The organism is Marinicauda salina (assembly GCF_003122085.1).
Classification (GTDB): domain Bacteria; phylum Pseudomonadota; class Alphaproteobacteria; order Caulobacterales; family Maricaulaceae; genus Maricicauda_A; species Maricicauda_A salina.
Genome location: NZ_QEXV01000003.1, coordinates 479807 through 501918 on the forward strand (window position 1 = coordinate 479807; position 22112 = coordinate 501918).

At 68.6% G+C, this 22112-nt stretch carries 26 protein-coding genes and 1 other RNA gene; 11 read left to right on the forward strand and 16 right to left on the reverse strand.

Features of this window, described 5'->3' with window-relative positions:
* Nucleotides 1-87 precede the first annotated feature (87 nt).
* From DDZ18_RS07850 to flbT, 3 genes are all read right to left on the reverse strand, one after another.
* A complete protein-coding gene (locus tag DDZ18_RS07850) occupies nucleotides 88-912 on the reverse strand; it encodes a flagellin (RefSeq protein WP_109252806.1) in 825 nt (274 codons plus the stop codon).
* Nucleotides 913-1259: 347 nt separating this feature from the next.
* A complete protein-coding gene (flaF, locus tag DDZ18_RS07855) occupies nucleotides 1260-1637 on the reverse strand; it encodes a flagellar biosynthesis regulator FlaF (RefSeq protein ID WP_109252807.1) in 378 nt (125 codons plus the stop codon).
* 4 nt (nucleotides 1638-1641) lie between these two features.
* Nucleotides 1642-2061 carry a flagellar biosynthesis repressor FlbT gene (flbT, locus tag DDZ18_RS07860; protein WP_109252808.1) on the reverse strand — a complete coding sequence of 140 codons (420 nt, stop codon included), beginning with the start codon at nucleotides 2059-2061 and terminating at the stop codon, nucleotides 1642-1644.
* A gap of 181 nt (nucleotides 2062-2242) precedes the next feature.
* Here flbT and DDZ18_RS07865 point away from each other — a divergent pair, with 181 nt between their 5' ends.
* From DDZ18_RS07865 to DDZ18_RS07875, 4 genes are all read left to right on the forward strand, one after another.
* A complete protein-coding gene (locus DDZ18_RS07865; protein WP_158272105.1) occupies nucleotides 2243-4030 on the forward strand; it encodes a tetratricopeptide repeat protein in 1788 nt (595 codons plus the stop codon).
* 97 nt (nucleotides 4031-4127) lie between these two features.
* Nucleotides 4128-4973 (forward strand): AAA family ATPase, encoded by an 846-nt coding sequence (locus tag DDZ18_RS07870; RefSeq protein ID WP_109252810.1) that lies wholly within the window; start codon nucleotides 4128-4130, stop codon nucleotides 4971-4973.
* Nucleotides 4974-4976: 3 nt separating this feature from the next.
* Nucleotides 4977-5534, forward strand: coding sequence for a hypothetical protein (locus tag DDZ18_RS13740; RefSeq protein WP_146190634.1), 558 nt, complete (start codon nucleotides 4977-4979; stop codon nucleotides 5532-5534).
* A gap of 10 nt (nucleotides 5535-5544) precedes the next feature.
* The gene (locus DDZ18_RS07875; protein ID WP_109252811.1) at nucleotides 5545-6723 is read left to right on the forward strand and encodes a vWA domain-containing protein; all 1179 of its coding nucleotides are present in this window, start codon (nucleotides 5545-5547) and stop codon (nucleotides 6721-6723) included.
* Between the two features lie 664 nt (nucleotides 6724-7387).
* On the opposite strand, the gene DDZ18_RS07880 is transcribed toward DDZ18_RS07875, so the two are convergent.
* Nucleotides 7388-7867, reverse strand: a complete 480-nt coding sequence (locus tag DDZ18_RS07880; protein WP_109252812.1) for an NUDIX domain-containing protein — start codon at nucleotides 7865-7867, stop codon at nucleotides 7388-7390.
* Nucleotides 7864-8475, reverse strand: a complete 612-nt coding sequence (locus DDZ18_RS07885; RefSeq protein ID WP_109252813.1) for a glutathione S-transferase family protein — start codon at nucleotides 8473-8475, stop codon at nucleotides 7864-7866. The genes DDZ18_RS07880 and DDZ18_RS07885 overlap by 4 nt, the downstream gene beginning before the upstream one ends.
* A 157-nt stretch (nucleotides 8476-8632) precedes the next feature.
* Here DDZ18_RS07885 and DDZ18_RS07890 point away from each other — a divergent pair, with 157 nt between their 5' ends.
* Nucleotides 8633-8956 carry a chorismate mutase gene (locus DDZ18_RS07890; protein WP_109252814.1) on the forward strand — a complete coding sequence of 108 codons (324 nt, stop codon included), beginning with the start codon at nucleotides 8633-8635 and terminating at the stop codon, nucleotides 8954-8956.
* 310 nt (nucleotides 8957-9266) lie between these two features.
* Here DDZ18_RS07890 and DDZ18_RS07895 read toward each other — a convergent pair whose 3' ends face one another.
* The 3 genes from DDZ18_RS07895 to DDZ18_RS07905 are packed head-to-tail and all read right to left on the reverse strand — an operon-like array spanning nucleotide 9267 to nucleotide 11048.
* Nucleotides 9267-9785, reverse strand: a complete 519-nt coding sequence (locus tag DDZ18_RS07895; protein WP_199241141.1) for a dihydrofolate reductase — start codon at nucleotides 9783-9785, stop codon at nucleotides 9267-9269.
* Nucleotides 9770-10201 carry a hypothetical protein gene (locus tag DDZ18_RS07900; RefSeq protein ID WP_109252815.1) on the reverse strand — a complete coding sequence of 144 codons (432 nt, stop codon included), beginning with the start codon at nucleotides 10199-10201 and terminating at the stop codon, nucleotides 9770-9772. Before DDZ18_RS07900 ends, DDZ18_RS07895 begins: the two co-directional genes overlap by 16 nt.
* Nucleotides 10202-10211: 10 nt before the next feature.
* Entirely contained in the window at nucleotides 10212-11048 is an 837-nt protein-coding gene (locus DDZ18_RS07905; RefSeq protein ID WP_109252816.1) for a thymidylate synthase, read from the reverse strand.
* Between the two features lie 167 nt (nucleotides 11049-11215).
* Here DDZ18_RS07905 and DDZ18_RS07910 point away from each other — a divergent pair, with 167 nt between their 5' ends.
* Complete coding sequence (locus DDZ18_RS07910) at nucleotides 11216-11584, forward strand: VOC family protein (RefSeq protein ID WP_109253092.1); 369 nt, start codon at nucleotides 11216-11218, stop codon at nucleotides 11582-11584.
* On the opposite strand, the gene DDZ18_RS07915 is transcribed toward DDZ18_RS07910, so the two are convergent.
* Nucleotides 11574-12263 carry a DUF2459 domain-containing protein gene (locus DDZ18_RS07915; protein WP_109253093.1) on the reverse strand — a complete coding sequence of 230 codons (690 nt, stop codon included), beginning with the start codon at nucleotides 12261-12263 and terminating at the stop codon, nucleotides 11574-11576. The genes DDZ18_RS07910 and DDZ18_RS07915 overlap by 11 nt on opposite strands.
* Before the next feature lie 8 nt (nucleotides 12264-12271).
* Between DDZ18_RS07915 and ssrA the strand changes: the two genes are divergently transcribed.
* Nucleotides 12272-12630: a transfer-messenger RNA gene (ssrA, locus tag DDZ18_RS07920) on the forward strand.
* Nucleotides 12631-12655: 25 nt separating this feature from the next.
* On the opposite strand, the gene DDZ18_RS07925 is transcribed toward ssrA, so the two are convergent.
* Nucleotides 12656-13657: a tetratricopeptide repeat protein gene (locus DDZ18_RS07925; protein WP_109252817.1), complete on the reverse strand. Its 1002-nt coding sequence runs from the start codon at nucleotides 13655-13657 to the stop codon at nucleotides 12656-12658.
* Nucleotides 13658-13718: 61 nt separating this feature from the next.
* Nucleotides 13719-15104, reverse strand: a complete 1386-nt coding sequence (locus DDZ18_RS07930; protein WP_109252818.1) for a cytochrome P450 — start codon at nucleotides 15102-15104, stop codon at nucleotides 13719-13721.
* Nucleotides 15105-15235: 131 nt separating this feature from the next.
* Between DDZ18_RS07930 and DDZ18_RS07935 the strand changes: the two genes are divergently transcribed.
* From DDZ18_RS07935 to DDZ18_RS07945, 3 genes are read left to right on the forward strand one after another with little or no spacing between them, the layout of a single operon-like run.
* The gene (locus DDZ18_RS07935; protein WP_233245760.1) at nucleotides 15236-15718 is read left to right on the forward strand and encodes an SspB family protein; all 483 of its coding nucleotides are present in this window, start codon (nucleotides 15236-15238) and stop codon (nucleotides 15716-15718) included.
* The gene (locus DDZ18_RS07940) at nucleotides 15715-16149 is read left to right on the forward strand and encodes a PaaI family thioesterase (RefSeq protein WP_109252819.1); all 435 of its coding nucleotides are present in this window, start codon (nucleotides 15715-15717) and stop codon (nucleotides 16147-16149) included. The genes DDZ18_RS07935 and DDZ18_RS07940 overlap by 4 nt, the downstream gene beginning before the upstream one ends.
* Nucleotides 16107-17357, forward strand: a complete 1251-nt coding sequence (locus tag DDZ18_RS07945) for an MFS transporter (RefSeq protein WP_233245761.1) — start codon at nucleotides 16107-16109, stop codon at nucleotides 17355-17357. Before DDZ18_RS07940 ends, DDZ18_RS07945 begins: the two co-directional genes overlap by 43 nt.
* Here the strand turns inward: DDZ18_RS07945 and DDZ18_RS07950 are convergent.
* From DDZ18_RS07950 to DDZ18_RS07965, 4 genes are read right to left on the reverse strand one after another with little or no spacing between them, the layout of a single operon-like run.
* Nucleotides 17354-18226 carry an SDR family oxidoreductase gene (locus DDZ18_RS07950; protein ID WP_109252820.1) on the reverse strand — a complete coding sequence of 291 codons (873 nt, stop codon included), beginning with the start codon at nucleotides 18224-18226 and terminating at the stop codon, nucleotides 17354-17356. The genes DDZ18_RS07945 and DDZ18_RS07950 overlap by 4 nt on opposite strands.
* A gap of 51 nt (nucleotides 18227-18277) precedes the next feature.
* Nucleotides 18278-19033: a signal peptidase I gene (gene lepB / locus DDZ18_RS07955; RefSeq protein WP_109252821.1), complete on the reverse strand. Its 756-nt coding sequence runs from the start codon at nucleotides 19031-19033 to the stop codon at nucleotides 18278-18280.
* Nucleotides 19030-19332, reverse strand: coding sequence for a YbjQ family protein (locus tag DDZ18_RS07960; protein WP_233245762.1), 303 nt, complete (start codon nucleotides 19330-19332; stop codon nucleotides 19030-19032). Before DDZ18_RS07960 ends, lepB begins: the two co-directional genes overlap by 4 nt.
* A 43-nt stretch (nucleotides 19333-19375) precedes the next feature.
* Nucleotides 19376-19588, reverse strand: a complete 213-nt coding sequence (locus DDZ18_RS07965; protein WP_109252823.1) for a hypothetical protein — start codon at nucleotides 19586-19588, stop codon at nucleotides 19376-19378.
* Between the two features lie 231 nt (nucleotides 19589-19819).
* On the opposite strand from DDZ18_RS07965, the gene DDZ18_RS07970 reads away from it, so the two are divergent.
* Nucleotides 19820-20191 carry a DUF4870 family protein gene (locus DDZ18_RS07970; protein WP_109252824.1) on the forward strand — a complete coding sequence of 124 codons (372 nt, stop codon included), beginning with the start codon at nucleotides 19820-19822 and terminating at the stop codon, nucleotides 20189-20191.
* Nucleotides 20192-20204: 13 nt separating this feature from the next.
* Here DDZ18_RS07970 and DDZ18_RS07975 read toward each other — a convergent pair whose 3' ends face one another.
* Entirely contained in the window at nucleotides 20205-21986 is a 1782-nt protein-coding gene (locus tag DDZ18_RS07975) for an acyl-CoA dehydrogenase (protein WP_109252825.1), read from the reverse strand.
* Nucleotides 21987-22112: the final 126 nt, after the last annotated feature.

Consider the following 22112-nt stretch of genomic DNA (forward strand, 5'->3'; position numbering starts at 1 on the left):
TCCCTCGTCGTTTCGGCGGTTCCCTCTCTGCGATCGGACGCGGCGGGGCCGGGGTCAGACCGACCCCGCCGCTCCGGTCAGCTCATCCTACCGGAAGAAGCCCAGGATGGACTGCGGCGCGGAATTCGCGATCGAAAGCGCCTGAATGCCAAGCTGCTGCTTGACCTGCAGGGCCTGCAGTCGCGAGCTCTCCTTCGCCAGGTCCGCGTCGACCAGGTTGCCGATGCCCTCGGTGAGGGAGTCGGACAGCTTGCCGACGAAGGTGTTCTGGATCTCCAGGGACTTCGACGCCGTGCCCAGACGCGCGAGCGCGTTGTTCACGTTGTCCAGCGACGTGCCGATCTGGCTGGCGATGTTGCCGGCCTCGGTGGCCGTCGAGAACGACGCCGTGGCGCCGATCGTGATCGTCGAGCCGGTGAGGCTCAGATCCTCGGCCTGAACCGTGATGACGTTCGAACCGTCCGCGTTGGCGAGCGCGGTGATGTCCGACGCGCCGTTGTTGATCAGGTTCGTGCCATTGAATTCGGCGTTGTCGACCACATTCGAGATCTGGTCGCGAAGCGCCTTGAAGTCCTCGTTGAGCGCGGTGCGCGACGCGGTGTCGAGCGACGCGTCGGACGCGGCCAGGGCCTTGTCCTTCATCTCGATGAGGAGATCGGAGACCGCCTCGCCGGCCGAAAGCGCCACATCGGTGACCGACTGGCCCCGATTGAGCGAAGACGTGACCGCGTCGAGTCCGGAAACCTGCGAGCGCATGCGCTGGGCGATGGCGAACACGCCGCCGTCGTCCTTGGCGCTGGAGACCTTGAGGCCCGTGTTGATGCGCTGCTGAACCTGCTCAAGCTGCGAGTTGGTCTTGTTCAGGTTCTGAAGGGCGACCATCGCGCCCGGATTGGTATTGATCGTAGCCACTTCTTGGCTCCTTTCATCGCTTTTGCGTTTGGTGACGCACGTTTTGCGCGCCCGGCCTTCTGGCCTGCGCCGATGGGAGCAAGATCGGGGCCGCCCGTTCGCGCCGCCCCGGGTTTCGCAATTTCAATGACTTACGCGAACTGAAGCCGCCCGATGCGGCAAGGGTTGCCGGGTTCTTCCGTCGTCAGGGGTGCAGATCTTGCCGGGGCGGCAAATCGTGCCCGCCGGCGAATCGGCGCCGCGCGAGGGCGGCGCTCCGCGTCAAGGCGATGCATGAAGGCCGACGCCGGGAAACGGCGCCGGGACGGACATTGACTCGGGGAAGCGGCCGAAAGGACCGGCGCGGGTCAGGCGGACTCGGCGGGCTCCGCGGCGGCCTGCGGGGCGAGGCCTTGCATGATCGTGCGGTTGATCTCGATCAGGCTCTCGAAATCGGACTCGCCGCGCATCACGGCGCGCGATTCCTTGTCGACGAAGATCGACAGCGAGATGATCGCCGCCCGGAGGGATTCCGGCAGACCGTTGGCCTCGTCGCCGCAATCGCCGGCGAAAACGGCCCACATGCGGCGGTTCCGGTCGAGCGCCTCGGCGCGCTGGCCGATCGCCAGAGACCCGGCGTCGCGGGCTTCGATCAGCTCCCGCGTGACCTGGCCGAACAGACGATACTCGGTGAGCCGCGGATCTTCCGTCCGCACCGCTGCGGATTGATACGCCTGGTAGGACATCGGCTCAGCCCTCTCCTTCCGCCTCGGCGGAGGGATCGGCGCCCAGGCGCTCGGCCTCGTAGGCCATCAGCTTCCGGCAGCGCATCAACGCCTTGTAATAGTCGCCGGCCATCACGTCGCCGCTGACATTGACGCACTCGGCCAGCACCTCGGGACTGGAGACCGCGCCCATGAAATCGGTCATCCGCGCGACGAATTCGTCGTAGACGGCGTCGTCGGCCTTGGAGGACAGGTACATCATCATCACGGGGAAATAGATCCGCTTGGCCGGGCTGTCGGCCTCGTGCTCCTGCATGATGTCCTTCTCGCGAAGCACCGAGGCCTTGTTCTGGAGGATCAGCGTGGCGCGCCGGTCCCCGTTCTCGACGACGGCGCCGTTCAGGACGAACCGTTCGCCGGGCTTCAGCGAGAGTTTGAGCGGCATGGTCGTCGTCTCCCCCGACGCTGGCGCGGCCCGAGTCTTCAGGGCCGGGTCAGACTGTGAAAGGCCACGGTGAACAAAGCGTTGCCTCCGATTGTGAAGTTCGCCCCATTCGTTAGCGGATTCTTAAACGAAGCGACCGAGCAAGGATCCGGTCCGTCGCATGAACAGGGAGCGTGACCGGATGGCCGCTGAGCTCGACCTCGACGCCGAACTCGCCAAGGGCCGCGAGGCCGCGCCCCGGCTTGCGGCTGACGCGGTGGCCCCGAAGCGCGAGCTCGCTGCGCCCGATCCGAAGGATACGACGCGCCCCGAGTGGCGCAAGCAGATCGGCAAGATCCGCCGCGCCGCGCGCATGATGGACAGCGGCCAGGAGCATGAGGCCGCGCGGCTGGCGCTGAAGATCCTCGACGCCGCGCCCGACATGCCGCTGGCCAACCAGACGATGGCGATGGCGCTCGAGCGCCTCGGCCGGCTCTCCAAGGCGCTCGATTTCTACGAGCGCGCCTGGAAGCTCGATCCGGACAACCCGGACCTCTATCGCAATATCAGCATCATCGCCTGGAAGCTCGACATGCTGCCGGTGGCGGAAAAATTCGTCCGGCTGGCCGCCCAGCTCGCGCCCGACGATCCCGCGAACAACTCCAACCTCGCCTGCATCCTGCGCGACCAGGGCCGGTTCGACGACGCCATCGAGCTCATCCGCCAGGCGATCTATCGCGACCAGGAAAACGCCACGCTGTGGAACACGCTCGGCACGATCCTGATGGAGGCCGGCGATCCCGAACAGGCGATCCAGTTCTACGAGGAATCCATCCGCCTCGACCCGGATATGGCGCGCACCAAGCACAATCTCGCCTACGCGCTGGAGCTCGCCGGCGACGCGGACCGCGCCGTCGAGCTGTTCACGCAGGCCCGCGACGCCGCAACCGACAAGATCGAGGAGGTGACGATCCGGCACGGCCGGTCGCTGTCGCTGCTCGCCGCCGGGCGGCTGGCGGAGGGCTGGGACGAATACGACGTGCGCCTTCTGCCCGAATATTCGAGCGCGACCCTGTTCGCCGTCGAGGCGCCGATGTGGGACGGCGCCGACCCGGCGGAGATCCGCGGCAAGACGCTGCTGGTCATGGGCGAGCAGGGCCTCGGCGACGAGGTGATGTTCATGAACGCGCTCGCCGACGTGATCGATACGGTCGGTCCCGAGGGCGAGGTGCGCGTCGCCTGCGCAGGACGCCTGCTGGAGCTGGTCCGGCGCTCTTTCCCCGGGGTCGTCGCCGACGCCCACCAGACGCTCAATCGCGAGGGCCGGAACATTCGCGCCGCCTCGACGCTCACCGCCGACGGCGCGGTCGAGATGTGGACGCCGATGGCGCAGCCCTGCCGGGCCTTCCGCCGCTCGGTCGCCGATTTCCCCGACGCGCCCTTCATGACGGCCGACGCCGACAAGGTCGCCGCCTGGCGCGAACAGCTGGCCGGTTTCGGCCCCGGACTGAAGGTCGGTTTGCTGTGGAAGTCGCTGAAGATGGACGCCAAGCGGACCAAGTTCTTCACCGCCTTCGAGACATGGAAGCCCGTCCTCGAAACGCCGGGCGTCGAATTCGTCAATCTCCAGTACGGCGAGGTCGACGAGGAGATCGCGCTGGCCGAGAAGGAGTTCGGCGTCACCATCCATCAACCGCAGGGGATCGACCTGAAGGACGATCTCGACGACGTCGCCGCGCTGGGCAAGGCCTGCGACCTCGTCATCGGCCCGATGAACGCGACCACGAACCTGGCCGCCTCGGTGGGCGGCGAGGTCTGGCTGATCTTCTCCCAGCGCCGCTACTGGGCGATGCTCGGCGCGGAGAACCCGCCCTGGTACGCGACCGCGCGGGCTTTCGGCGGGCTCGGCGGCTACGGCGACTGGCGCAGCGGCATGCGCGAGATCGCCGAGGCCCTGGCCGAGCGCGTGGAGTCGATGGCGGCCGCATAGCCGGCCGCGTCGCGCATCGCAGACGCGCTCTCGTTTTCGAGAAATTTTCGCCCTAGGCTGCCGCCGAGCTGATCACAACCGCGCGGCGAGGGGATCGATGCGCTTTACTGGTACGGACACCTATGTCTCCACCGACGAGCTGTCGGCGGCGGTCAACGCCGCCGTCGTGCTCGAACGCCCGCTCCTGGTGAAGGGCGAGCCGGGCACGGGCAAGACCGAGCTGGCCCGCGAGGTGGCCGGCGCGCTCGGCGCGCCGCTTCTGGAGTGGCACATCAAGTCGACGACCAAGGCCCGCCAGGGCCTCTACGAGTACGACGCCGTCGCGCGCCTGCGCGACAGCCAGCTCGGCGACGACCGCGTTCACGACGTGAGGAATTACATCCGCAAGGGCCGGCTCTGGGAGGCGTTCACCGCCGAGGAGCGCCCGGTCCTTTTGATCGACGAGATCGACAAGGCCGACATCGAGTTCCCGAACGATCTCCTCCAGGAGCTCGACCGGATGGAGTTCCACGTCTACGAGACGGGCGAGACGATCAAGGCGGCCCAGCGCCCGATCGTCATCATCACCTCTAATAACGAGAAGGAACTGCCCGACGCATTCCTGCGCCGCTGCTTCTTCCACTTCATCGCCTTTCCCGACGAGGAGACGATGGAGCGCATCGTCCAGGTCCATTTCCCGGACCTGAAAAGCCGGCTCCTGTCCGAGGCGCTGCGCGTCTTCTTCGAGATCCGCCAGGTGCCGGGGCTGAAGAAGAAGCCCTCGACCTCGGAGCTGCTGGACTGGCTGAAACTGCTGCTGGTCGAGGACGTCGATCCGGCGGTGCTGCGCGAACGGGACTCGCGCAAGCTGATCCCGCCGCTGCACGGCGCGCTGCTGAAGAACGAGCAGGACGTCCAGCTGTTCGAGAAGATCGCCTTCATGGCGAGGCGGGACGGGGGATAGTCGGTGGGCGGTTTTGTGGCATGGGCGCAGACTGTCGACTGGCAAGCTTGGGCCCTGTTTGCACAGGCCGTAGCTATTGGAATCGCCGCTGCCGTAGCTGCAGTCGAAATCGGCCGATCGAGAAAAGCAATCGCTCGGGAAAAAATTCTCGGCATCGCGCACGAGATAGAAACTGAGTTTGAACGCCTTACGAAGTGGGTGCCGCCGACAGAGTATTCATTAGAAGGTAATGCTGAAGCCCGCTGTCATTTCATTCTTCAAGAGGGTTTCGATCCGACCAAGCTCGTACTCGAAAACCGTCAGATAACGTTCGGGATATCCCAGATCTACTTCGGGAAAGATGCTAGCCAGGCCTTCGACGATTTTGCTTCGCTAGCACACAAGGTTCGAGCTTCTGCGGAAGAGATATTGGAGATCAAATCGCAAGGTTATGATCGTATGCCACCCGAGATAGTACAACGGCTGGCTGAGCTAGACGAGAACATTAAGAGCGAAAATGTTTTGCGCGAAGTCAGTACCATCGTAAGCAGGCTATACAGAATTGTTGGGGTGAAGCGATAACTGAATCCTGATGTTCCATCGTTTCTTCACAGAGCTGCGCGCGGCGAAGATCCCCGTCTCGACGCGGGAGTATCTCACACTGCTCGAAGCGCTCGACCGCGGCGCGATCGGGCCGGACATCGACGCGTTCTACGCCGTCAGCCGCGCCGCGCTGGTCAAGGACGAGCGCCATTTCGACAAGTTCGACAAGGTCTTCGCCCACATGTTCGAGGGCGTGGAGCGGCTGGGAGATCTCTTCAAGGAACACGAGATCCCCGCGGATTGGCTCCGCGCCGAGATGGAGCGTCTCCTCACGCCCGAGGAAATGGCCGAGCTCGAAACGATGGAGCTCGACGAGCTCATGGAGACGCTCAAGCAGCGCCTCGAGGAGCAGACCGAGCGCCACGAGGGCGGGAACAAGTGGATCGGCACGGGCGGGACGAGCCCCTACGGCCATTCGGGCTGGAACCCGGCCGGCGTGCGCATCGGCGGAAAGTCGAAGAACAAGCGCGCGGTGAAGGTCTGGGAGAACCGCCGCTTCAAGGATCTCGATTCCGAGCGCGAGCTGGGCACGCGCAATCTCAAGGTCGCGCTCCGGCGGCTGAGAAAGTTCGCCCGCGAGGGCGCCGAGGAGGAGCTCGACCTCGACGACACGATCGCCTCGACCGCGCGCGAGGGCTATCTCGACGTCAAGATGCGGCCCGAGCGCCGCAACGCGGTCAAGGTGCTCGTCTTCTTCGACGTCGGCGGATCGATGGACCCCTATGTCGACGTCACCGAGCGGCTGTTCTCCGCGGCGAGCTCGGTGTTCAAGAACCTGGAGTATTTTTACTTCCACAACTGCCCCTACGAGGCGGTGTGGAAATCGAACCTGCGCCGGCGCTCCGAGACCACGCCGCTGTGGGACGTGCTCCACAAATATCCCTCCGACTGGCGCGTGGTGATCGTCGGCGACGCCTCGATGGCGCCTTACGAGATCACCCATCCCGGCGGCTCCGTCGAGCACTGGAACGAGGAGGCCGGCGGGGTCTGGCTGAGGCGCATCGCCGAGACCTATCCGCATATCGCCTGGCTCAACCCGCAGCCCGAGGCGTGGTGGCCGCACACCTACTCGATCCAGCTCGTCCGCGAGATCGTCGGTCCCGAGCGCATGTTCCCGCTCACGCTCGACGGCGTCGACAAGGCGATGAAGGAGCTGGCGAAGCGGTAGGGGCTTTCCGCTCCACGCTCGGCAGCCCCGCCAATCAGGCGAAGCGCTTTGTCATCCGGGCCGAGCCCAACCGTCTCGGTCCTTGGGCTCAACCCAAGGACCCAGCACGCCGCCCGCCTCGCGCTCCATGCTGGGCCCTTGGATCAAGTCCAAGGGCCGAGAGGAGTGGTGAGCACGCACATGCCCCGTCGCTGTGTCCCTCCCCTCCAGGGAAGGGTAAGGGTGGGGTGAGCCTTTCGGCCGCGCCGCAGCCCCCACCCCGGCCCTCCCCCGCAAGCGGGGGAGGGAGAGAAGCCTCCCCATTCTGGGTGGGCGCTGCCAGAGGGGGCCCAGCTCCAGCATTTCCGGCGTCCATCATCCAGCGCGGCGCGAGCGCCCCTGTTCCCGGGCAAGGGGAGCGGCCGGATGAGCGGGTGATCGGCGATGGTCCGCCCTGTCGCTGAAGGCCGCCCCCTCCCCTCATCTCACTTCTCCCCTCAAGGAGGGGAGAAGTGACGTCAGGGTCCAGCGCTTTCCGGAATGGTCGCGCCAGGCTCCGATCCCCCTCCCCCTTGAAGGGGGAGAGGCAAGCTGAGGGGGTCCGTCGATGACGTGCGTCGCGCAGCCCCCCCTCACCCCGACCGTTCGCCGCTTCGACCGATCCCCCGGATCGGTCTCGGGCGGCTCACCCCTCGCACCTGGCCCCTACGCGCAGCCATTCGCCGATCGCCCAGGCGGCTGCGGAATGGCGCATCAGGGTGATCGCGTCGAGCGGATCGAGCCAGGCCAGTTGATGATCGTCCTCGATCTTGCCGCCGGGCTCGCCGGCTTCGGCGACGGCGTAATAGGCCGCCCGGTTCAGCAGGCGCGTCCCGTCCGGCTTGATCCAGTAGTGATCGGCGCGCGCGATCAGCGGGCCGGCGTCGACGCCGAGCCCCGTCTCCTCGCGGAACTCGCGCGCGAGCGCGTCCTCCAGCGTCTCGCCGGCCTCGACCGCGCCGCCGGGCAGATCGTGCTCGACGCGGATATCCCCAGTGATGCGCACGACCGCGATCGTTCCGTCCTCGCGCGGCAGAATCCCGTAGGCGGCCTCGCGCGCGGCATAGGGCCCGGCCCCGTCGGGCGCGCCGAAGACGGGCCGATCGGCGGCGAGCGGCCCGCTCACGCCAGCGCCGCCTCGGCGTGCTCGATCCCGAGCGCGGTCTCGACCCGGCGCACCCACTGGTGGACGGCGGGGAACTCGGACAGGTCGAACCCGCCCTCATGGGCGACGCGCGTGTAGGCGACCAGCGAGATGTCGGCGAGACTCAGCTGCTCGTGGACGAAGAAGTCGCGCGCGATCAGCCGCATCTCCATGACGCCGAGCGCGCGGCGCCCCTTGGCCAGCAGCGCCGGATCGATGTCGGACTCCGTCGCGCCGGGCTGGCGCAGAAGCGCGCGGCGCACCGCGATGTTGGGCTCGTGGGAATACTGCTCCCAGAACAGCCACTCCATCATCTTGGCCCGGTCGAAGGAATCCTCGGGGACGAGGTCCGTGCCCTCGCCGAGATAGCAGAGGATGGCGTTCGACTGCGCCAGCGTGCGCCCGTCGGGCCGCTCGAGCACGGGCACCTGGCCGGCCGGGTTGATCGCCATGAACTCCTCGGTGCGGGTCTCGCCGGCGTAGATGTCGATCTCCACCCAGTCATAGGCGTAGCCGAGCCGGTCGGCGGCCCACTTCACCTTGAGGCAGTTGCCGCTGTTCGAATTGCCGTAGAGGCGGAAGCGGTTCATGGGCGGCTCCTTTCGCGAGTCGGTGCTCCTGATGGAACCTAGCGGGCGGACCCGGTCGTGAAAAAGCGGCGAAGAGTCGCCTGCGTCCGGTTTTGGCGGCGGGAGCCGACGCGGCTATAACCCGCGCGACGCCGACCCGAACCGGAAAGAGACCTCCATGGCCTTCGACGAGCTGAACCAGCGCACCGCCCCGGACGCCTGCGAATCCATGGCCGAGGTCCGCGACGGGGTCGACCGCATCGACCGCGCGCTGGTCGCGCTGATCGCCGAACGGACCCGCTACATGGAAGCGGCCGCGCGCATCAAGCCCGATCGCGGCGCGGTGCGCGACGAGGCCCGCATCGCCGACGTGCTGTCGAAAGTGCTGGCCGCGGCGGCCGACGCCGGGCTGCCGCGCCAGATCGCCGAGCCGGTCTGGCGCGAGCTGGTCGAGCGCTCGATCGCTTACGAGTTCGCGGTCTGGGACGAGACGCGCGGCTAGCGAGGATCGGGGCGCGGCGGTCGCGCGACGCGTTCCCCCTCCCCCTTGGGGGAGGGATGCCGCGAAGCGGCGGGGTGGGGGCGCCGCCGAAGGCGGCATCGACGAAAGACAGAACCTGGCCACCCCACCCCGGCCCTCCCCTCAAGGGGAGGGAGACAGCGCGGCGCCGGCATCGCGCGCAGCCGCCGCGAGGACCGTCCCCATCCTGAAACCCCGGCCGACCGCAGGGAGAGCCGGGGCCTCCCGGCGGTTAAACGCCTCGAGGTCCCGGATCGCGCCTTCGGCGCGTCCGGGAGTTCAGCTCACTTTCTCACCGTTTCCGGTCGAGCACCCTGAGCGTGAAGGCCGCGTCGTCGCCCTCGCCGGGCTCGACGCGCTCGGCGCTGGTCTCGGTCCACCCGGACTCGTCGATGTCCGGGAAGACCGCGTCGCCTTCGGGCGCGAGATCGACCTCGGTGAGATAGAGCCGATCGGCCTTTTCCAGCAGGAGATCGTAGAGCTGCGCGCCGCCGATGACGCAGACCTCGCCCGCGCCGGCCTGAACGGCGGCGGCGCGCGCGGCCTCCAGCGCATGCCGGACATCGTCGAAGACTTCCGCGCCCTCGGCCTCGCGCAGCGAACGCGAAACCACGATGTTGGCCCGGCCCGGCAGCGGCTTTCTCGGCAGGCTCTCCCAGGTCTTGCGGCCCATCACGATCGGCTTGCCCATCGTGATCTCTTTGAAGCGCTTCAAGTCCGAGCGCAGCCGCCAGGGCAGATCGCCGCCGGCGCCGATGACGCCGTTCGATCCGCGCGCGACCACGAAGGCGAGTTTCACAGCGTCCGCCACGCCAGATACCTGTCGATGCCGAAAATGATCCAGATGATGGTGACGGCGGCGGGGATGCCGTAGACGAACAGCGCGGGCCCGGCGCTGCGCAAACGCTTCCCTTTCATCTCCTCGCGAAAACGCTGATAGCCAACCAGGCTGGAAGCAAGACGCGCCGCGGTGCGCATCTCGTTGTGCTGGCGCATGTTCACCAGCAGCCAGAACAGCGACATCACGGCGCCGATCGCGATGCAGCCCGAGACCGTCCAGAAGCCAACCCGGTCGATGGCCTCGACGCTGAACACCAGCAGCATGGCGTGGGCGATCAGGAAATAACCCGATCGCTCGTTGAGCACCTGCTCCTCGTGCAGAGCGAGCCCCCAGAGCCGGTCGAGTTCGACCGCGCTGAGCGGCTCGGGTTCGGCGTCTTCGCTCATCGCATCGCCTTCACACCGCCACCGGCGCGGGAATCCGCGGATGGGGATCGTAGCCCTCGATCGAAATATCCTCGTAGTCGAAGGCGAAGAGATCGGTGATGTCCGGGTTGAGCCTGAGCGTCGGCAGGGCGCGCGGCTCCCGCGAGAGCTGCTCGTTCACCTGCTCGAGATGGTTCTCGTAGATGTGGGCGTCGCCGAAGGTGTGGACGAACTCGCCGGGTTCGTAGCCGGTGGCCTGCGCGGCCATCGCGAGCAAAAGCGCATAGCTCGCGATGTTGAACGGCACGCCGAGGAACATGTCGGCCGAGCGCTGGTAGAGCTGCAGGCTGAGCCGGCCGCGGCTGACATTGAACTGGAACAGGGTGTGGCAGGGCGGCAGCGCCATCGAGGGCGTGTCGGCCGGGTTCCAGGCCGAGACGATGTGGCGGCGCGAATTGGGGTGTTTCCGGATCTGCTCGATCACGTCGGCGAGCTGGTCGATCGGCTCGCCGTCCGGGCCGGTCCAGGCGCGCCACTGCTTGCCGTAGACCGGGCCGAGCTCGCCGGTCTCGTCGGCCCACTCGTCCCAGATCGTGACTCCGCGCTCGTTGAGCCATTTGACGTTGGTGAGCCCCTTCACGAACCAGAGCAGCTCCACGGCGACCGACTTGAAATGGACTTTCTTGGTGGTGAGCAGCGGGAAGCCGTCGGCGAGATCGCAGCGAATCTGCCGGCCGAACACCGAGCGCGTGCCCACGCCGGTGCGGTCGTCGGTCTTCTCGCCGGTCTTCAGGATGTCGCGCAGCAGATCGAGATAGGCCCGCTCGATGGGCGAGCCGGTCTCGGCGTGATGTTCGGCGAGCGCCATGGCGGACCTCCTGCGGCGATTGCGCGGATGCTCGCCCGATTCGTCCCCATCGGCGCCGGCCCGGCAAGCCCCGGCCTCAGCCCGCCCGTGGAAAATCCCGGATTCGCGCTTGCGCCCTTGCGGCTGCGGGCGCAGAGTGCGCGCCTCGGAACAAAAGGGGAATGATGATGATCGGATACGTCACGCTCGGCACCAATGATCGCGAACGCTCGGCGAAATTCTACGACGCGCTGTTCAAGGAGTTCGGCGTCGGCCGGATGATGGAGGAGGAGCAGTTCATCGCCTGGGGCGAGATGGGCGGCGCCCCGGGGATCGCCGCGACCCGGCCCCATGACGGAAAGCCGGCAACGGTCGGCAACGGCGTGATGGTCGCGCTGGCGGCGAAGGACCGCGCCCAGGTCGACAAGGTCTACGAGACGGCGCTGGCGAATGGCGGGACCGACGAAGGCGCGCCCGGCGAGCGCTTCGATGGCTTCTACGCGGGCTATTTCCGCGATCCCGACGGCAACAAGCTCAACGTCTTCGTCATGGGCTGACGGCGTCGGCCTCGAACGCCGCGCAGTCTCCCGCGGCGCGCGCCGACAGCCGCCGCATCAGGCTGCGCGGCAGGAGGTGGGTTCCCGGCGCGCCCGCCGGCGCGCCGGCCTCGCTGAGACGCGCCGCCGTCCAGACATTGCAGGTATGGAAGAGGTGGTAGCGCGGCGCGGCGTGGACGAAGCCGCTGTCCGGCCCGTACCAGCCCGCCCCCGCCGGCCGCGGCGCGCCGGCTTCGTCCAGCGCGAAGGCGGCGTCGATCTCCGCGGCGAGGCGGGCGAGCCCGGCTTCTGACACCGCGACGTCGACGAATTCGCGGTTCAGCGCTTCGTCGGGCGGGCGGTCGAAGGCCGCGACATGCAGCACGGACGGCGTCGGCCAGGCCAGCGCGGTGACCGCCGAGACCGGCGTGATCCCGCGGCGGAAGGCCTCCGCGTCGCCCCAGCCGACGGCGTACCAGGCGGCGTCGGGATAGAGCCGGCGGAGCGGCGAGGCCGGCGCGACGGCCCGGGCGGGCAGATGGATCTCGGTGTGCCAGCCCCCGGCGCTCACCGCAATCATCGCGCAATCGCCGGGCCCAGGCGGCGGCGGACGATCGGCCGAGCCCGCGCAGGCGGCGAGGATCATCACCCCGACGAGCGCGAGCAGGCCGGGACGGCGCGCGATCGCGCTGACCCGCATGGGCGCGAAACCTTTCATCAAGGCGGAACGGTGCTTATATTGGGGTCGTCGCGCAAGCGACTATGGCGATAAAGGCGCGTGTAATAACCAGACCGGACCCGGGTGCGAATCCCGGCGGCTCCACCAACTTCTTCCGGCTCGTTGGGCCGCGTTCATGGGGCCGAATTAGGATCGACGGCTGGCTAAAGACGTAGCTTTCGCCCGCATGGGCTCCGTTATCAGCCCATTGTTAAAGTTGCCAACGACAACTTTGCTGAAGAGGCCGTTCTCGCTGCGTAATGCAGCGCGAGCGTCTCGCTCTTAAGTCCTGACCTCTAGCATGGTCAGGCGGGGTTCGGAGGGCGCCTGGCAACAGAAGCCCTCCACTTTATTTTCCGAAAATTCGGACTCCCTCACCCGCCCTGCAGGCGATCGAGATCGCGCATCTGCGTGATCACGCGCCGGCGCGCGCGCCGGGCGTCGCGGAACTCGTCGGGCGACAGCGACAGCGCCTGCTCGTAACGCTGCAGCGCCAGCTCGAGCCGGCCGAACACCTCCGCGCAGACGCCCAGATTGTAGAGCAGGCCGGCGGTGCGCACGCCCGAAGTCTCGAGCTCCTCCCAGATCGTGCAGGCCTCGCCCAGCCGGTCGTCGCCGGCCAGCTCGTAGCCCGCCTGGAAGCGCGCCGCGACAGGTTCGGGCAGGTTGTCGCCCGGGCGCTGGAAGGGCGCGCGCACGCGCTCCTCGTGGGGCAGGAACAACTCGCGCAGCGGCCGGGCGGCGTCGCGCCGGGCCTGGTCGCGCAGCTGCGGGATCGTGTAGGGCAGATGCTCGTCCTCGCAGTAATACATCCCGCTCTCGCCGCGCACGATGTCGTTGAAGAGCGTGCGCCCGGTGGCGGTCTCGACGAGCAAGACGCGCGCCTCGATGCGCGCGTCGACGTCCCAGCACGGAATCTCGACAACGCGCACCTCGGTGCAGTCGCCGTCCTCGTCGCGCGCGACGCAGTCGTCCTCCTCGCGCGTGTACTCGCGATCGTCGACGATCTCGTCGAGCACGCTGCCGCCGATCACCCCGTCGACATCGATCCGCCGGCCGATCTCGACGAGCCCCGCCGCGCCGCGCCGCGCCGGACGGTAGCGGCCGCGCGCATAGCGCGGACCGGCGCTCGACGGGTCGACGACGCTCACCGCAGGCTGGCCGCGAAAGCGCGCCGCGACCATCTCGGATTCGATCTCCTCGGCGAGCACGGTTCCGCCCGGTCCGGCGAAATCCATCACGGCGAGCGAATAGATGCGCTCCGCGCCGAGCACGCGCGGGGCGCGCTCGACATTGACGGTGGCCGAGTTGGCGCAGGCCGCGGCGAGAAAGCCCAGCGCCGCGACGACGAGCGATCTTGCGGTCGAAACTCTCATGACGTCCCCCCTCGCCCGGAAGCGTGGCGCACCGATCGCGCCCGCGCAACCGTGCGGGCGCTCAGCGGCGGAAAACCTTGAGCGGCATGCCGCCCTCGGGCCGCATGGTCACCTGCATGACCGGCCGCACCTCGCCGTGGGCGGGTTCGAAAGCCAGATTCGCGGCGAAGCTCGCCAGCATGATCACCGCCTCCATCATCGCGAACTGGGCGCCGAGGCAGGCCCGCGGCCCGCCGCCGAACGGCATGAAGAGATAGCGGTCGCGCGGCCGGCGTTCGGGACCGAAGCGATCGGGATCGAAGTCGTCCGGGGCGTCCCAGAGGCTGCGGTTTCGATGCAGGGCGTAGAAAGCGAGCAGCGCGACGTCGCCCTTCTTCACCGGGCGGCCGCCGACCTCGGTGTCGCGCATGGCCCGCCGTCCGACGATCGGGGCGGGCGGAAACAGCCGCATCGATTCCTCGATCACCTGGCGGGTGAAGACCAGCTTCGCGACGTCTTCGGCCGCCGGCGCGCGCCCGCCGAGCACGGCGTCGGCCTCTTCCTGCAGGCGCGCCTGCGTCGCGGGATCGTTGGCGACGAGATAGAGCGTCCAGGTGAGCGTGATCGCCGTGGTCTCGTGGCCCGCCGCGATGAAGGTCATCAGCGTATCGCGGATGTCGACGTCGCTGAGCGCCGCGCCCGTCTCCTCGTCGCGCACGGTGAGCAGCAGGCCGAGCAGGTCCTCGCCGGGCTCGTCCGTGGCCCGGCGACGCTCGATCTGGGCGCGCGCGGCCCGGCGAAACACCGACCGGGCGCGCAGGGCGCGCGGCCCCATCAGACGGGGAACCCACTCGGGAAACGGGACGAGATCGGACATGCGCATCGTGCCGATCTCCTCGAGGAGGGCGTCGATCGCCGCGCGCACCTCGCCGCGGTCGAACGCCTCGACGTCGGAGAACAGGGCGCGCTCGATCACCGCGAAGGTCGCGTCGGTCATCACGGCCTGGACTTCGACGGGACCGTCGGCTTCGGCCAGTCGCGCGACAGCGTCGTTCGCGGCGTCGGCCATGACCGGCGCGAAGCGGTCGATGCGGCGCTTGAGGAAAGCCGGCTGCAGCGTCATGCGCTGGCGCCGCCAGCTCTCGCCATGCGCGGTCAGGATCGCGTCGCCGAGCACGGGCCGCAGCATGCGCACGATCAGCGGCGACTTGCGCCAGGAGTCGAAATCGTCCTGCAGGACGGTCTTCATCTCCTCCGGCCCGGAGAGCTCGTGAACCGTCCGGCCGAGATAGGGCCCGCTGACGATGGTCTGCTCGAACAGCAGGGAGGGGAGAATGGAGAGCGGATTGTCGCGCATCATCCGGCCGGTCTTCACCAGGCCGACCGGCTGATCGAGCGGGACGGCCGCGGCGGGCCTGAACAGGCTCGCGGCCGGGCCGGACGATCCGCGGCGCGACGCGTCGGTCATGGCCTCTCCTCTCGCCTCAAGCGATTACCACGCCAGCCAAACTAGCTGCGTACGCCGCCGCGCCAACCGTTCCTTCCAATTGACGCGCCTCCCGCATTGGATAGGCTCGCCAGTCATCCGGTCTGGGAGGGATGCGCGTGGCCGACGACCTCATGCAATACGACAAGCTGGCGCAGCAGGCGCTGCGCCAGGTTGTGCGTGAGGCGCTGATGCGGGCGGCGAACAAGGGTCTGCCCGGCGCGCACCACTTCTTCATCAGCTTCAAGACGCGCGATCCCGACTGCGATCTCGACGAGAGCCTGCTGAAGGCCTACCCGGACGAGATGACGATCGTGCTCGAGCACCAGTTCTGGGATCTCGGCGCCGACGACGACGGATTCGAGGTGACGCTGAAGTTCGACGGCGTGCCGAAATATCTCCGCGTGCCGTGGCGGGCCATAACCCGCTTCCATGACCCCGCGGTGAATTTCCATCTCCCGTTCGACTACGAGGAGCCGGAAAAGCCCGCCGTGGGCAAAGACCGCCGTAAGACCGCCGCATCGGACGACGCCGCGGTCGGAGATGACGACGAGCACACCGTGGTCAGCCTGGACGCCTTCCGGAAGAAAGAGTGAGCCGGACGCCCCTCGACAAGGAGACGGTGCGCAGGCTGCTCACCGATCCCGAGAACATTCCCGAAGCCACGCGGCTGTTCGGGTTCGAGCTGATCGACATCGATCCCGAGGCGGGCTGGGCCGAGGCGGCCTTCCACGCCCGGCGCGAATTCCTAAACCCGAACGGCTCCGTCCAGGGCGGCATCGTGACCGGCTTCCTGGATGAGGCGATGTCGGTCGCCGCCTTCGTGATGGCGAACATGGAGGCCCGCGTGCCGACGCTGGAGATGAAGACGAGCTTCCTGCGCCCGCTCGGCGAGGGCCGGTGCACCGCGCGCGGCGAGGTGGTGCGGCTGGGCCGGTCGGTCGCCTTCACGCAGGGCCGGCTGTTCGACGCCGAAGGCGCGCTGTGCGCGACGGCGACGGCCACCGCGGCGGTGCGCCGCCGGTGAGCCGGCCGGCCGGCAAGCCGCTCAGCCTCGCCGCCATCGCGCTCGCCCAGGTTCTGGCGCTGTCGGTCTGGTTCGCCGGCGCGGCCGCCCTGCCCGCGCTCAGGACGGCGACCGAGCTTTCGCCCTTCGCCGCGGCCGCCCTGTCGAGCGGGGTGCAGCTCGGCTTCGTCGCCGGCGCGCTGGCCAGCGCGATCCTCGGCCTGCCCGACCGGATCGAGATCCGCCGCCTGTTCGCCGCCGGCGCCGTGACAGCTGCGCTTGCGACCGGCCTCGCCGCGGCCGTTCCGCCCGGCGGCGCGGCGATGATCATCCTGCGCGTGATCACCGGCGCGGCGCTGGCGCTAGTCTATCCCGTCGGCATGAAGATGGCGGCGAGCTGGGCGAAGGGCGACGCCGGGCTGCTGGTGGGCCTGCTCGTCGGCGCGCTGACGCTGGGCTCGGCGACGCCGCACCTGTTTCCCCTCGTCGGCGCAGAGCTCGGCTGGCGCGCCCCCTTCGCCCTGTCGGCGATCGCCGGGGCGGCGGGCGGCGCGGTCATCCTGCTGGCCGGCGTCGGTCCGGCGTTCGCGCGGGCCAAGGCGTTCGATCCCTCCGCCGCCCTGCTCGCCTTCCGCGATCCCGCGCTCAGGCTCGCCAATCTCGGCTATCTCGGCCACATGTGGGAGCTCTACGCCTTCTGGGCGTGGACCGGCGTCTTCCTCGCCGCCTGGTTCGACGCCCGCGGGTTCGACGCCGGCGCCGGCCCGGCGGCGATCACCTTCGCCGTCGTGGCGATCGGCGCGGCCGGCGCGCTCGGCGCGGGCTGGCTCGCCGACCGGCTCGGACGGACGATCGTGACCAGCGCGGCGATGGCCGCAAGCGGCGCCTGCGCGCTTCTCGCCGGCCTCGCTTGGGGCCTGCCCCCGGCGGTGATGGTCGCGATCCTGCTCGTCTACGGCGTGACCGTGATCGCCGATTCCGCCCAGTTCTCCGCGGCGGTCGCCGAACTCGCCCCGCCCGACCGCGCCGGCTCGCTGCTGACCATCCAGACGGCGGCCGGCTTCGCGCTCACCGTCCTGACCGTTCAAGCGCTCCCGCTATGGGTCGAAATCACCGGCTGGCGCTGGGCCTTCGCGCCGCTGGCGCTCGGCCCGGCCGTCGGCGTCTGGGCGATGCTGCGGCTGAGGGCGCGGCCCGAGGCCGCCCGGATCGCCGGCGGGCGGGGCTAGCCCGACAGCTGCACGTCCATCAGATCGACGCCCGCGGGCGCGGGAATGTCGTCGGGCACGAAGAAGTCCGGAAGCAGCGGCTGGCCGGGCTCGACGGCGAACTGGTCGAGATCGGTCACGCCCTCGGCGGCGAGGAAGGTGTCGTCGATGAGGAAATTGCCGGTGAACTCGGCGGCCGGCTTGGTGAGCACGCGATACGCGGTCTCGGCGAGGATCTCGGGCTTGCGGCAGTTGGCGAAGGCCTCTTCTCCGGCGAGCACGTTGGCGATCGCCGCCGTGGCGATGGCGGTGCGCGGCCAGATCGCGTTGGCCGCGATCCTGCCGCGGAACTCGCCCGCCCAGCCCAGGATGCACAGGCTCATGCCGAATTTCGCGCTGGTGTAGGCGACGTGCGGGGCGAACCATTTCTCCTTCATGTCGAGTGGCGGCGACAGGGCGAGGATGTGGGGGTTCTCCGCCTTCTCGAGATGCGGCAGGCATTTCTGGGTCACAAGGAAGGTGCCGCGCGCGTTGACCTGGTGCATCAGGTCCCAGCGCTTCATCGGCGTGTCCTTCGTGCCGACCGGAAAGATCGCCGAGGCGTTGTTGACCACGATGTCGATCCCGCCGAACGCCTTGGCCGTCTTCTCGACGGCGTGTTCGACGCTGTCCTCGTCGCGAATGTCGCAGACCACCGGCAGCGCCTTGCCGCCGGCGGCCTCGACGGCCTCGGCGGCGGTGTGGATCGTGCCCTCGAGCTTGGGATGCGGCTTGTCGGTCTTGGCCGCGATGGCGACATTGGCGCCGTCGGCGGCGCAGCGCTCGGCGATCGCCAGGCCGATGCCGCGGCTCGCGCCGGTGATGAAGAGGGTCTTTCCTTCGAGGGACATGCGCGCGGCCTCCTCCTCGCAACTGGGATTGCGGGGGAGACTAGAGCGCGGCTAGAGCGGACGCCAGACCCGCCAGGGCGGACAGTGGAGCCCCGGCTCGCGCCGGCAGGACGCGAAGGTGAACAGCACGGTCTCGGCGCGGCCCACCACTTCGTCCATATGGACGTAGCCCAGCCCGGTCGCCACGCGGCTGTCCGCCGAGGCGTCGCGATTGTCGCCCATCAGGAAGAGATGGTTCTGCGGCACGGTGAACGGGCCGACATCGTCGAGCGGCATCGAATCCGAGCGCTCGTAGATGGCGTGCTCGACTCCGTTGGGCAGCGTCTCCTCGTAGACAACCGCCTGCACGATCTGGCCCGAACGGTCGCGATAGCGCACCGTGTCGACCGGCTCGCGCGGAACCGCCCCGTCGTTGATGTAGAGCCGGCCGGCGCGCACCTCGATGCGGTCGCCGGGCAGGCCGACGACGCGCTTGATGAGATTGATGCCCTGGTCGGGATCGCGGACCACGATCACGTCGCCCCGCCTGGGCGTCGAGCCCAGGATCCGGCCCGACCAGCTGTCCGGCAGCAGGTAGCCCAGGCCGAGCGGCAGGGAATGGCGCGAATAGCCGTAGGCCCATTTCGACACCAGAACCCGGTCGCCGACCTGCAGGACGGGCTGCATGCTTTCCGAAGGGATGTGGAACGCGGCGAAGACGAAGGTGACCAGGACGAACCACACCGCCGCCACGCCCGCGAAGAAGCGAACCGTCTCGCCCAGCTCGTCGGCCGCTCTGCGGGCCAGACGGGTCACCGTCTCGTTCATTTGAGTTTCACCGCCGTTCCGTACGCGAGGATCTCCGCGGAGCCCTCCATAACCGTCGACGTCGAAAAGCGGAAGGTCACGACCGCATCGGCGCCCAACTGTTCCGCATGCGCAACAAGGCGGCCCAGCGCCTGTTCGCGCGCTTCGGCGAGCAGGCGCGTGTATTCGACGACTTCGCCTCCGACGAGATTCCTCAGACCGGCGATGAAGTCCCGGCCGAAGAAGCGGGCGCGCACAACGCTGCCGCGCGCGATCCCGAGCACCTCGACGATCTCGCGCTCGGGAACGGTGTCGGCCATCGTTACGAGCACCGAAGAGCGGCCGGCGGGATGGGAGGGCGCGTCAGTCATCGGTCATCGCCTCCCCGCGCCCGATCCTGCGCGCATAGATCCACGCGAGTCCCGCAGCGGTCCCGGCGGCGAACACCGCCCAGACCAGGCTCGCCGGGAACGGAAGCAACCAGCCGAACGTGGTCGCCGCCGCGGTGAGCGCGATGAAGACCACGCCCGATACCGCGAACAACATCCATTCAGGACGCAGCACGCCGTCCAACATCACTGACCACTCCCCTCGTTTCAATCATGGGCTGTTCCGGCTCGCGAGCCAAGGTCGCGGCGCAGCGCCCCGCGGGCATCATGCTGCGACGGGGTTAAGCAGGTATTTTCGGGCGCTCGGGGGTGGTCCCCGCGTCGGCGATCTGTGATACGCAATAGGGGCGCGCGGCCGCGCATCAGGCGATGACTGGCGCGAACGCGGCCGCGCTCGCGGCGGAGCGGGAGACGGAACATGACCGACGGCGACACCCCGGCAGCCCGGCAGGACACGAGCGGCGACCGCACGCTCGCGGTGATCAACTACATCCTGATTTTGCTCGGCGTGCCGTCGAGCGGGATCCTGCTGCTGATCGCGCTCATTCTCGCCTATATCCGGCTCGACCAGTCGCAGGGCTGGCTCCGGACGCATTTCATCTACCAGATCCGCACGATCTGGGGCGGCCTGCTGTTCGTGGTCGTCGGCTGGGCGACGATCTGGATACTCGGCCTCGGCCTGCTGGTCTGGCTGTTCGGCGCGGTCTGGGTGCTGGTGCGCGGCGCCGTCGGCCTCGTGCGCCTCGTCGACGGGCGGGAGCACCCCGACCCGCGCGCCTTCCTGTTCTGAACCGACCCGCGCCTCAGGCGCTCTCCAGCATCTCCACGCCGGGCTCGAACAGCGAGTCCGCGCCCAGCTTCACGTCGCCGAGCAGGCCCGGCGCGCTTGTGAGCACGGTGTCGGCGTAGACGCGCGCGAGCGCGATGCGGCCGCGATCGTACTCGGCGTCCTCGCCCTCCTTGAGCTTGCGCTGCGCGGCGACCGCGCCGACGGCGAGCAGCCAGCCGCCGGTGACGTCGCCGGCCAGTTTCAGGAACGCCGTCGCGCCGGACAGCCGGTCGGCGGGCTTCGCCTTCAGGAGCCAGTTCGCCGCCTCTTCGAATGCGTCGCAGGCCGGCGACAGGCGCGCGGCGATCTGCGGCAATTCCGGGTTGGACGAGGTCTCGCAGTCCTCGATCGTCTGGCGGATATCCTCGATCAGCTCGCGAACCGGCTTGCCGCCCTCCATCGCGAGCTTGCGGCCGACGAGATCGATCGCCTGGATGCCGTTCGTGCCCTCGTAGATCGGCGCGATGCGCGCGTCGCGATAGTGCTGGGCCGCGCCGGTCTCCTCGATATAGCCCATGCCGCCATGGACCTGGACGCCGAGCGAAGACACCTCGACGCCGACATCGGTCGACCAGGCCTTGGCGATCGGGATGAGGATCTCCTCGCGGCGGCGCGACCAGGCCCGCTCCTCGGCGTCGGACTGGTACCGGCCATTGTCGGCCTCGACGGCGGCGTGCAGGCAGATCGCCCGCGCCGCCTCGGTCTTGGCCTTCATCAGCGAGAGCATGCGGCGCACGTCGGGATGTTCGATGATCGCGTGCGGCGGCGCGGCGTCGCTCGTCGCCGACCGGCCCTGCCGGCGTTCCTTGGCGAACGCGAGCGCCTGCTGGTAGGCGCGCTCGGCGATGCCCACGCCCTGGACGCCGACATTGAGACGGGCGGAGTTCATCATCGTGAACATGCACGCCATGCCCTTGCGCTCCTCGCCGATGAGCCAGCCGTTCGCGCCGTCATACTCCATGGTGCAGGTCGGCGAGCCGTGAATGCCCATCTTGTGCTCGAGCCCGATCGCCTTGACGCCGTTGCGCTCGCCCGGCGCGCCGCCAGCGTCGGGCAGGAATTTCGGGACGAGGAAGAGCGAGAGCCCCTTCGTGCCCTCGGGGCTGTCCGGCGTGCGCGCGAGCACGAGGTGGACGATGTTCTCCGCGCAGTCGTGCTCGCCCCAGGTGATGTAGATCTTCTGGCCCGAGACCGCCCATGAGCCGTCGCCGTTGGGCTCGGCCTTGGTCTTGAGCGCGCCGACGTCGGAGCCGGCCTGGGGCTCGGTCAGGTTCATCGTCGCCGACCACTGGCCGTTGATCAGCTTCGGCAGGTAAAGCTCCTGCTGTTCCTCGGTTCCGTGCGCGATCAGCGCCTCGATGGCGCCGAAGGACAGCATCGGGCCGAGCCCGAACGCCATGTTCGCCGACTGCAGCAGCTCCATGAGCGCGCATCCCAGCGCCACCGGCAGCCCCATCCCGCCGTGATCGGTGGAGAACTGGAGCCCCTGCCAGCCGCCCTCGACGAACTGGGCGTAGGCGTCCTTGAAGCCCTCGGGCGTGCGCACCACCCCGTTGTCGAGCGTGCAGCCCTGCTGGTCGCCGACGCGGTTCAGCGGCGCGAGCACGTCGTTGGCCAGCTTCGCCGCCTCGTCGAGGATCGCCCCGGTGAGATCGGAGGAGAACTCGGGAAACGCGCCGGTGGCCTTGAGACCGTCCATGGCGGCGATCTCCTCGAGGCAGAAGCGGATGTCGCGGACGGGGGCGCGGTAGGTCATGAGGGGGCTCCCGGGACGGAAGGACGAACAGGTCGATCGAAGATAGCTTTTTGTGCCGGCGACGCGAGCCCCTGCGCCAATTCGCCTCCGGGGCGGGCGGGGCGGTCGCCAAGCGGCGGCGATAAA